Below are 11050 nucleotides of genomic sequence, written 5' to 3'. Positions count from 1 at the left end.
CATGGGTGACGATACTCATGCGTGACGGGGCGACCAGCGTCAACACAACGCGTGAGTCGCCCTTGAACGAGGCGTCCTTGAACGAGGCGGTTGCTGCGATTTAGGCAGCTTGGTTCTGGCGATCCTGACGAGCTTCGTCGATCCACCGAGTGACATCGGTTTGTTCCGGAGGAGTGCTGCTACGCAGGATCCGCTGGCCCGCTTTGGTTTGACAGAATTGGGTGATTTCATCGCATAATTCATCCGCAGCACGATCGGCCAGCTGGGTCGGCGTTCGGCAGCCCACCGCGACCAACAATTGTGACTTGTAACCGCACAATGATCCAATGTGTGACACCAGTGTCGCTTGCGCCTGCCAATCTTCGATCAATTCCGCGGTGATCCAGCGAGTATCCAACTGAGTTGCCATCTGCGTGGCATCGCTCGCTAAAAATTGCCCGATGGTCGTGATCCCGATAGCGGCGAAACGTTTGGCGGTTTTGGGGCCGATCGATGGAGCATCAACGAGGTCTTGGGCGTACGACGCGGGGGCGGCGGATGAGGGAACAACGTCTCGTTTCGGAATCGCGTCCGACGAATCGGCATTGATGTGCAATCGTAATGGTTCCGCGATCGGGGTGGCAGTGACTGGCGAATCAGTGGCCGTCAAATCAGTGGCCGGTGAATCGGTGGCCGGTGTGTCTGCGACGGGCTCGGCCGCGGTTACCACTTCGTTGGCGGTGGCGTTCGGCGTGTTCGGCATGGGACGTTCGGCGCGGACCAAACGCACCTCTTCGGGCAAGTTCGTTTTGACCGTCCCTGTGCGTTCGAATTCAGCAAACACGGCGCGGACTGCCCGCTGCTCCTGGGCCGATGCAATCTTTCGCACGACCCATTTTGACGGAATTTGGATTGCGGAAACGACCGTGGCCAAGTTGAGTGAAACCTCTGGCAGAGGACTTTGGCACGACGCGGCGACACGTTCGAGAATCCTGGCCCAACCGGTAATCGCGATTGCGAACATGTTGACCAAGATCTCGCGGGACTCGGAGTTTAGACCTTCGGATGGTCGCTTCACGCCTCGTTCGAGATCATAGATTTCAATGATTCGGTGATAGTGTTGATGCGATTGCTGCGCGGCGGTCAATACGGCTTCGGAAATCCAGCCGTCACGTTGGGCAAGCTGAAAATTAACCCGCACCCTGTCTTCGCGAATCTGCCGGTAGATCTCTTCGTACGTCTGACAAACGCTCCATTCCATCGGTCGGTGCACGACGCCCTCGGCTTCGCTCGAACCGGTGTGCAGCGGCATGATGGGATCGGTAAAGTAGTGGCTGAGCACTCCGAGACTGTAGGCGGCGTCTTTAAACTGTTCTTGTTGCAGCTGCTGGACCGCCGTCGCGAGCCATTTTTCACAGGCACGCGGAGCACCGCCCCACTGGTTGTCGGCGACATGGAGCACGTGGTTCCTAAAATCGCGAAACTTGGTGTCGGGATCCTTGGCACCGGTGAGGTAGGCGTTGTGGTGTTGCAGCAGAATTTGCCCGAGCTGCTTGCCTGAAGCGGTTTGCAGCATTGGGATCGCATCGAGAGCAAAGTAGTGATGCGTGCTGCGACAATGCGCCGCGCGGAGGATGGTCATAAGGAGCGACATTTCGTTCTCCGGGTAATATTGGGAGCTGTCAAATCGAACGCCCGGTCGAGCACGGCGAGTCGCGACGTCAGGGCAAATGGATTCGAGGAATCCGTCCCCCCGAGGAATCGCAGATTTACCCGGTTCACGTCAAAGGCGAATCCTCGGATTGTTTCCTCTGACGAGCCTGCAGACGGACCTGCACCAACAACCTTGGCGTCAAAACCCGGATCACTTTGCGTCCGATTTCGCATCCGCGATGATGAAGAAAATGAGCAGAATTGATGTTGTTTGAATGAAAAAATCGCAACACAAAGTTCGGCACCCAAGCTCCCCCTTGTTATCTAAAATCTCTTATGGGAACGTGGCTCACTTGTTTTAGGACGAAGCGGCTGGTGCATCTCGGGCCGTGCTAAGCCGTTTTTGTGGGGTTCGTCCCGCGTGAAAACACGGGGAATAAATGCTTCACCGCGTTGCGTTTGGGTGTTAGCCCCGGTTGAACGCCGGAACCGTGGCTAGGCGTCAAAACGGCAAATAGACTGAAAAACTCCTGCATAACGGCTTCGTGATTGCGCACTGGGATGTACTGTTGCGCCGGCCTGAAAATTAAAGCTATTGAAACCTCTTCGGGGCGTGTCGTGCGGTCATCTCGTCTGTTTTGGAAACTGTTTCTGATCTCGGTTGGTTTGAACCTAACGCTTGCCGTTGGGTTTCTGTTTATTGTGACCTCGTCGCAACGGGGGGAGATCAATCGACAAGTCGAGCAGCGGTTGTTTGACACGGCCGTGGTGCTTCGTAGCCACGTCGCCGACTTGGTCACCGACGTGCTGGACCACCCCGCCGATGAAGAGTTGGACCGGCAAGCCCAAAAAAAATTGCAAGCATTAATTAAGCGATTGGCATCGGAAACGCAGACGCGTTTGACGATCATCGACGGGGACGGTCAGGTGCTGGCCGAATCCGAGCGTAATCCTCAATTGGTACTCAATCATGCAAACCGCCCTGAGTTCCAAACGGCGAGTGAAGTTGGCCGAGGGGTGGCGTCTCGCGAAAGTCCGACGCTTCACATTGACATGTATTATCTCGCTCTGGAAATTCCGTCGATTCCAGGAAAGTCGGCTTTTGTGCGAGTGGCGATCGAGCTCGAGACGATCAACGACCGCGTGGATGCGGTCCGTCGTTCCTTTTGGTTGCTGGCACTTTTGTTCGGAGCCATTGCGACGGGGCTGACCTACGCGATTGTCGGCCGGATTATCAATCCGCTCGCTCAATTGACCGATCGTGCTCAGGCAATTGCCAGCGGGATCGATCAAGCTCCGGTGGCGGTTCACAGCCAAGACGAAGTGGGGTTGTTGGCCGAGGCGTTCAACCAGATGCAATCGGAACTGGGACGTCGATTCCGTCAATTGCGTGAGAAGAACGAGCAGATGTCGACGGTGCTTGGCAGCATGGACGAGGGCATCATCGCGATCGATAGGGACCAGCGAATTGTATTGGCAAACGACGCGAGTAAAACACTGCTCAGTTTCACCACCGCGAACGAGGTGGGGCGTCCCTTGTTAGAGGCGGTCCGCAGCCGACCGCTATACGAGTTGGTGCAAAAATGTCTGGAGACGGGCGGGCCCGAGCAGATTGAATTTGAATCGATTTGCCAAGTTCGTCGTGATTTGGCGGTGAGTGCGACCTGTTTGCCGGGCGATCCCGCCAACGGCGTCGTGATGGTGCTGCACAACATCACCGAATTGAGGCGACTTGAAAATCTGAGGCAAGAGTTTGTCGCCAACGTTTCTCACGAACTAAAGACGCCGCTCGCGTCGATCAAAGCCTTTGCAGAAACGCTGCGTTTAGGTGCCATGAGCGACCCCGAGAATAACTTGAAGTTCGTCGATCGGATTGAAGAGCAAGCCGAGCGGTTGCACCAATTGATTCTCGACATGCTACAGATTGCACGGGTGGAATCCGGGGAGGAGGCGTTTGAAATTACCGACGTGTGTGTCAACAAAGTGGTCGAGACTTGTTTCAAGCACAATACCGATGCGGCCGAGCGAAAAGAGATCCAGTTGGTGGTCGAGCCGCCCGCGTCGCCGATCACGGTCTATGCGGATGAAGACGGGTTAACGACGATCTTGGATAATTTGATCGGTAACGCCATCAAGTATACGCCCGAGAACGGTCGCGTTACGGTGCGATGGCATGAAGAAGAAGACCAAATGCTGTTGGAGGTCCAAGATACTGGCATTGGGATTGCACCGGAGCATCACACACGCGTGTTTGAGCGTTTCTATCGTGCCGACAAAGCGAGGTCACGCGAATTGGGCGGCACCGGTTTGGGGTTGTCGATCGTCAAGCATCTCTGTCAAGCGTTTGGTGGGTCGGTGAACCTGTGCAGCCGACCGGGCGAGGGTTCGACATTCCAGGTCCGTTTGCCGCTCAGCTAGACTGGAGAATTACCTCGAAAAACTCCATCGACTCTGCTTGATTGACAAGCGAAAAGCGTTTACGGTAAATTCGCAGTACAACCGCTTGGCATCAAAGTCGATGACAATTGGCTAAGGACTCCAGGCGGTCAAACGCTTCAGGCAGCCAAAGGACTTCCGGCAGTCAAGAACTCCCGGCAGCACGAGCGATAAGCTGTTTGCGGGATTCCCCGACCGGATCCGAATTGCATCGGGCACGTCACCGGCGACGTGAACCGGCGTGAAGATTGTTAAAAAACATTGTGTTTTCGTTTTTTTTTGCGTTACTGCTTTGACGCAACGATCTCGCTTTCTCTTGGCGAAAATTGCCCGCTCTGAACTGTCTTCATAATCGCGCCACCTTCAAAAGATCTTAACGCAATCTTAACAAAGAAGGCTTAGGATCACCGGCCGTTCAAGTCGGTTGCGACTTGATTGCTTTAAAGACTCCTGGAGTAGGCAAATGATGTGGTTAAATCGGTTTCGTAGCGGCACTGCGGTGCTTGGCGAAACACTGGCGGCGAGCGTGATCTGTTTGGCGATGGTCGGATGTGGACCTTCGTCGACCAGCTCATCCTCAACGAATTCTGATTCCACCGAGGACGTCGCTATGGGCGACTTGGCGGTAAGCGAATTGGCGAATATCGAAGGCGCTGTGGAAATCGATGGTTCCAGCACCGTGGCTCCGATTAGCGAAGCGGCGGCCGAAGCGTTTGGAAAGACTTTCAAAAACGTCAAAGTGACGGTGGCGATCTCCGGTACCGGAGGCGGGTTTGAGCGGTTCACCAATGGTGAAATCGACATCTCCGACGCCTCGCGTCCGATCAAGGATTCTGAATTCAAAGTCTGTAAAGAGAAGGGCGTTTCGTTTGTCGAACTGCCAATCGCCTACGATGGTTTGTCCATCGTGATCAATAAAGAAAACGAATTTGTCGATCAGTTGACCGTCGAAGATTTGAAGAAGATCTTTCTGAAAGAGGGCGGGGTTAAGACTTGGAAAGACGTGAATCCAGAATGGCCTGACTTGGAAATCAAGATTTACGCTCCAGGCACCGATTCGGGGACCTTTGACTACTTCTTTGGCGACGTGGTCGCCAAAGACGAAGAGACCGAGCACCCTCGCGACGACATGTCGGTCAGCGAAGACGACAACGTGTTGGTGACCGGGGTTGCGGGAGAGAAAGGGGCGATCGGGTTCTTCGGCGCCTCCTACTACTTTGCCAACGTCGGCAAAATCAAAGCGGTCAAAATCGTTGATCCCAATACTGGCGAAGCAGTTGCCCCGACACCGGAGACCATCGAAAGCGGTCAGTACGCACCATTTAGTCGCCCATTGTTCATCTACGTCAAACTCGACTCGATGAAGCGTCCCGAGGTCAAACAGTTTCTCGAGTTTTACTTGAAGGAAGCTGGCAAGCTTGCGGAAATGGTCGACTATGTCGCCTTGCCTGATTCGGTCTACGACGTCGTGAAAACTCACTACGAAGAACGGATCACGGGAACGCACTACTTGACGCCTGAATTGGAAAAGAAGAGCGGTCCTTTGACCGAGCTGTATACGACTGAAAACGTGGTTGACATCGAATAGGTTGTCGATCAAATGACTCCCTGGGCCGCGACTCGCGGGGCCTCCCTAGCGAAGCCTTGCGGTTTGCGGTCCATTTCGGAGCGTCGCGGCCAAGGTCAAAACGGACCATCAATCAAACGAAACTCGTTCGTGAGTTTCGCTACCGGAAAATGATTTTTATGAGCGTGACCAACGCTACCAACGACATCACATCGATCGTCCATCATCCATCGAGACGGCGTTCGCCGATCGCAGCGCAGATTCGCGACCGAGTGGTGCGAACGATGCTGTTTCTGAGCGCTTCGTTGTCGATCGCGATCACGTTCACGATCATCTTTGTTTTGTTTCGCGAGACGTTTCGCTTCTTTGGGATGGAAGGCGTCAGCGTTGGCAACTTTCTGGGGTCGGCCAAATGGTCGCCGCTGTTTTCGGGCGAGATTGGCATCTGGCCTCTGGTCGCTGGAACGATGCTTGTCACCGCGGTGGCGATGATCGTGGCGTTACCATTGGGGTTAGTCACGGCAGTCTATTTGAGCGAATACGCTCCACGAAAATTGCGATCGACACTCAAGCCAACGCTCGAGATTTTAGCGGGCATTCCCACGGTGGTTTACGGCTACTTTGCCTTGACTGTGATCACGCCGGGGCTGAAATTTTTCCACGAAGGCTTCAACGTTTTTAATGCGTTCAGCGCCGGATTGGCAGTCGGCATTCTTTGCTTGCCAACGGTATGTTCGCTGTCCGAAGACGCACTACACGCGGTTCCGCGGAGTCTGCGAGATGCCGCTTATGGATTAGGCGGGACGCGGTTTGACGTGGCGACCAAGGTGGTGGTTCCCGCGGCATTGTCGGGATTGGTATCGGCGTTTTTGTTGGCGATCGCACGAGCGATCGGCGAAACGATGATCGTCGCGTTGGCGGCCGGAGCGACGGCTCGCATGACGATGGATCCACGTAACGAAATTCAAACCATGACCGGATGGATGGTGCAAATGGCGTTGGGCGACGCCAGCCACGAAGGAATGGAATATTATTCGATGTACGCCGTTGCTGCGGTATTATTTGTCATGACGTTTAGCTTGACGGTGCTTGGCAATATCGTCCGCATGCGGTTTCGGGAGGCGTACGAATGAGCCAAGAGATAGAAAAAACAGCATCGACTAAACATCGCAGCTTGAAAAACCGGCATCGAATCGATCGTTGGTTTGTACGGTTTTGCCAAGTCACTGCATTGTTGTCGGTGATCATTTTGGCGGTCATGTTGGGAGCGGTCTTCTATCAAGGGCTGCCCGGATTGAATTGGGACTTTGTCAGCTCGCCCCCCAGTGCGACACCGTCCGAAGCGGGGATTCGTCCTGCGTTGTTTGGTTCGATGTGGGTGTGTGGTGTCTGTGCAATCTTTACGCTTCCCATCGGGGTCGCGACCGCAATCTTCTTAGAAGAGTTCAAACCGCGGACGACCGCGATGCGATGGTTCCACAGTTTCATCCAATTGAACATCAGCAATTTGGCTGGCGTGCCATCGGTGGTCTATGGGATTATCGGTTTGACGGCGTTTGCCGGAATGTTCGGTCTGGTAGGGCATGGTAATGAACCAGGGTTCGAAATCGGGGCCACCTACTACGACCAATTTGTCAGCGAAGGCAATCGAATTTTGTTGGTTCCTGCGGCCGAGTCGAACTCGCCCGCTCCGGAATTAAAACCTGGGCTAACCGCGATCACCAGTTCAGGACAGCTTATTGATGTGAATGTGATCGGTGTCAAAGAGCGACTGCCACGCGAGGTGAATGTTCGCGCGGTAACGTTGCGAGCGGACGCCGAAGCTGGCCGCATCAGCAAAAAGTCATGGTACTACTTTCGCTTTCCGCTTGGCCGCGGCGTGTTAACAGGCGGTTTGACGTTGATGCTGGTGGTCTTGCCGATCGTGATCATTGCATCGCAAGAGTCGCTACGGGCCGTGCCGCACTCGCTACGCGAAGGTTCGCTCGGGATGGGAGCGACCCAGTGGCAAACCGTCCAAAATGTAACGTTGCCCGCGGCGGTACCAGGGATCATGACCGGAGCGATCTTGTCGATGAGCCGCGCGATTGGTGAAGCGGCTCCGATTCTGATTATTTGTGGCATCGTTTATATCGGCTCCAATCCAGGCAACTTGATGGACGATTTTTCGGTGATGCCGCTACAAATTTTTAACTGGGCTGCCCGCCCCCAAGCCGAATTCCATGCGGTTGCCGCCAAAGGCATTATCGTCTTGTTGACTTTGTTGTTGTCGTTCAATGCCGTCGCGGTGTTGATTCGAAATCGCACTCAAAGGCCGCAATCGTAATTCGATAAACGAACTATTTATTTGTCACTTCGCATGTTTTGGCGAGTGGCGAACACCCCGTACACAAGTGTGCCATACTGATGACCGCCTTTTTAAAGAAGATGAAGCCTGTGGTTGAATCTCGCTCCGATGACGAGGCGGTTGTTACTGCAAAGGGATCTTCCCAAATCGATACACAATTACACACCGATGACGCGACGACGGCGATTCGCATTGACGACTTCAATGCGTATTACGGTGCCTATCAGGCGTTGCATGATATTTCGTTAGACGTTCCCAAAAATCGTGTAACCGCGTTAATTGGTCCGAGCGGTTGTGGAAAAACAACATTGCTGCGTTGGATCAACCGGATGAACGACATTGTGCCAACCGCCCGTGCGGTCGGTAATATTTCGTTGGGGGACTTGGACGTGCTTGCCAACAGCACCGATGTGGTCGATTTGCGACGTCAGGTCGGCATCGTTTTTCAGAAACCGAATCCGTTTCCCAAAACGATCTACGACAATGTGGCGTACGGTCCCCGATTGCATCTTCGCATCTCGAGGTCCGAATTGGATGATTTGGTTGAATGGTCGCTGCAAAAAGCGGCCGTTTGGAACGAAGTCAAAGACCGTTTACACAAACCGGCACTCGGGCTCAGTGGGGGGCAACAGCAACGTGTCTGTATTGCACGTACCATTGCCACCGGCCCCGAAGTGCTTTTGATGGATGAACCGTGTTCCGCGTTGGATCCGATCTCCACCAGCAGTATCGAGGATTTGATTTACGAGCTTCGCCAGCAATACACGATTGTGATTGTGACGCACAACATGCAGCAGGCGTCGCGTGTCTCGGATATGACGGCGTTTTTCTATCAGGGGCGAGTGGTCGAGTTTGGCACCACGGACCAAATCTTTACCCGGCCTGAACAGAAACAGACGGAAGATTACGTCACGGGGAAATTTGGTTAAACCGCATGATGAAACATTTAAACCGTGACATGGACCACCTGCATCGTGACATCTTGTCACTGTCGGCGGTCGTCGAAGAAATGATCGTCAACGCGGGGAAATCGCTAAGCGAAGGCCGCGTCGATTTGGCAGAAAAAGTGATCAGAGATGACGATGCGGTGGATCATCAAGAGGTTGCGATCGAGGATGAGTGCTTGAAAGTGCTGGCACTGCATCATCCTGTCGCAACGGATCTTCGCCGGATCGCGACGGTCATCAAAGTGAACAACGATTTGGAGCGAATCGCCGATTTAGCGGTCAGCGTGGCTCAACGCGCAATCGGTGTTAAAGACTATCCACGCTTTGTGATTCCCGATGGCGTTGGCCCGATGGTGTCCGAAGTCACTGGGATGGTGCGTGCGGCACTCGATGCGTTTGTCAACATGGACACCGACGCGGCGAAACGTGTGATTCTTCGCGACGACGAAGTGGATGCATTGAATACAGATTTGATCAATCATTTGAGATTGACGATGCAAAAAGATGCGCAACTTGTGGCCGCAGCGCTTCATTGTTTTTCGGCAATTCGCCATTTGGAGCGGATTGCGGATCTCGCAACCAATATTGCTGAGGATGCAATTTATTTAGTGGATGGCGAAATCGTTCGTCATCGCTCCGTATTGAAAAGAGATTGCTAAGTAAGCTGAAAGAATTATGGCTAAAACCACCGTTTTGATTATCGAAGACGATCGTTCCTTGGCCGAAGTGGTCACCTATAATCTTCAACGCGAAGGCTATGAGGTTTTCGTGGCACACGACGGCGAAGATGGGCTGACGCAAGCTCGTTTGAAATTGCCCGACGTGATCATCTTGGACTTGATGTTGCCGGTGCTCGATGGGCTCGAAGCGTGCCGGCGACTGCGTGCCGATTCCGCGACCAAGAATACTCGCATCTTGATGCTGACGGCCAAAGCCGAAGAGTCGGACCAATTGATTGGTTTCGCACTCGGCGCGGACGACTATGTGACGAAACCGTTTAGCGTCAAAGTCCTACTCGAACGCGTCAAGTCGCTTTGTCGACGTGACAATGAATCCGCTGCCGTGCAATTGATCGCCAGCCAAGGCGTAGCGATCGATCCGGTTCGCTATCGAGTGACGGTCAACGACGACGTTGTCAATTTGACACGCAGCGAATTTCGTTTGCTCGAGTGTTTGTTGCGTCAACCCGGCCGCGTCTTCTCTCGTAGCGAGTTGATCGACGTCGCGCTCGGCGAAGACACGTTGGTATTGGAACGAACGATCGACGTTCACGTTCGATCGCTGCGAAAGAAACTCGATACCCACGCCGACGTGGTACAAACCGTGCGAGGGGTTGGTTACAAGTTCCGCGACCCAAGTGATCAACGCGTCAGCGAAAAGGTCTAACGCGACTCGTGTAGCAATTCGTCGAAATTCAATTCCATTTGTCCGTCGTGGTCTTCGCCACCGAGCTCGCGATACATCAAGCTGGGCTGAATATCGGAACTGTTCTGATATTTGCCTGGACCGTAATCACCGCACTCGCCTTGGACCTGCAAGTAATAGATTTGACAGATCTGCATGTTTGCGTAGATCCGCACCGGTTGGACGCAGTGCATTTCCAGCGTCCATGTGCCGCAGTAACCGACATCCCCAAGACTGCCGCCTGGGTTGATGAACAAACCCAGTCGCCCTAGCGAACTACGCCCCTTGATCATCGGCGCGGTGTCCTTGGTTTCGGTATGCTCGACCGTACGACCGAGATACAGCAGCCCCGGCTGTAGCGTGATCCCTTCGGCGGGAATCTCTAGCCGCCGGTAGCGATTGGGCGTCGCCGCATCCAGAATCACTTCTTCGTACACCAACAACTCGTGATGCAGCGTCAGATTGTAGCTGTTGGGATTGATACGGCTTTCGTCAAACGGTTCGATGAGGATCGTCTCGTTTAGCTTTCGCTTAATTTCTTCACCCGAAAGAAGCATGTTCAATCCGTGCACAGTGGAATGGGGGTGTGAGATGGCAACGACCGGAACTGCTAATTGTCGGTGACGACCCTGTTTACGTCAATGATTTCAACCGGATCGATGTCGACTGCCTCGCGATATTTTCGCGTATGTTGACGGATACGTGGCTTTTAACACC

9 protein-coding genes are annotated in these 11050 nt (G+C 53.8%); 7 read left to right on the top strand and 2 right to left on the bottom strand.

Annotated elements, in window-relative coordinates:
* Window positions 1-100: 100 nt before the first annotated feature.
* Window positions 101-1633 (bottom strand): DUF4332 domain-containing protein, encoded by a 1533-nt coding sequence (locus RMSM_RS18815; protein WP_081614227.1) that lies wholly within the window; start codon window positions 1631-1633, stop codon window positions 101-103.
* 617 nt (window positions 1634-2250) lie between these two features.
* On the opposite strand from RMSM_RS18815, the gene RMSM_RS18810 reads away from it, so the two are divergent.
* The 7 genes from RMSM_RS18810 (at window position 2251) to RMSM_RS18780 (ending at window position 10315) form a co-directional block, all read left to right on the top strand.
* Window positions 2251-4050, top strand: a complete 1800-nt coding sequence (locus tag RMSM_RS18810; protein WP_008699719.1) for an ATP-binding protein — start codon at window positions 2251-2253, stop codon at window positions 4048-4050.
* 481 nt (window positions 4051-4531) lie between these two features.
* Entirely contained in the window at window positions 4532-5656 is a 1125-nt protein-coding gene (locus RMSM_RS18805; protein WP_236622202.1) for a PstS family phosphate ABC transporter substrate-binding protein, read from the top strand.
* A gap of 158 nt (window positions 5657-5814) precedes the next feature.
* Entirely contained in the window at window positions 5815-6768 is a 954-nt protein-coding gene (gene pstC, locus RMSM_RS18800; protein ID WP_040768066.1) for a phosphate ABC transporter permease subunit PstC, read from the top strand.
* A complete protein-coding gene (locus tag RMSM_RS37115) occupies window positions 6765-7961 on the top strand; it encodes a PstA family ABC transporter permease (RefSeq protein ID WP_008699716.1) in 1197 nt (398 codons plus the stop codon). Before pstC ends, RMSM_RS37115 begins: the two co-directional genes overlap by 4 nt.
* 80 nt (window positions 7962-8041) lie before the next feature.
* Window positions 8042-8911: a phosphate ABC transporter ATP-binding protein PstB gene (gene pstB / locus RMSM_RS18790; RefSeq protein WP_008699715.1), complete on the top strand. Its 870-nt coding sequence runs from the start codon at window positions 8042-8044 to the stop codon at window positions 8909-8911.
* A 5-nt stretch (window positions 8912-8916) separates the two neighbouring features.
* Window positions 8917-9588 (top strand): phosphate signaling complex protein PhoU, encoded by a 672-nt coding sequence (phoU, locus tag RMSM_RS18785; protein ID WP_008699714.1) that lies wholly within the window; start codon window positions 8917-8919, stop codon window positions 9586-9588.
* Between the two features lie 16 nt (window positions 9589-9604).
* Window positions 9605-10315, top strand: a complete 711-nt coding sequence (locus tag RMSM_RS18780; RefSeq protein WP_008699713.1) for a response regulator — start codon at window positions 9605-9607, stop codon at window positions 10313-10315.
* On the opposite strand, the gene dcd is transcribed toward RMSM_RS18780, so the two are convergent.
* Window positions 10312-10890: a dCTP deaminase gene (gene dcd, locus RMSM_RS18775; protein ID WP_040768057.1), complete on the bottom strand. Its 579-nt coding sequence runs from the start codon at window positions 10888-10890 to the stop codon at window positions 10312-10314. The two genes, RMSM_RS18780 and dcd, sit on opposite strands and share 4 nt — an antisense overlap.
* Window positions 10891-11050 lie beyond the last annotated feature (160 nt).

This window comes from Rhodopirellula maiorica SM1 (assembly GCF_000346295.1).
Lineage (GTDB): Bacteria > Planctomycetota > Planctomycetia > Pirellulales > Pirellulaceae > Novipirellula > Novipirellula maiorica.
This window is presented reverse-complemented; position numbering and strand designations above follow the sequence as displayed.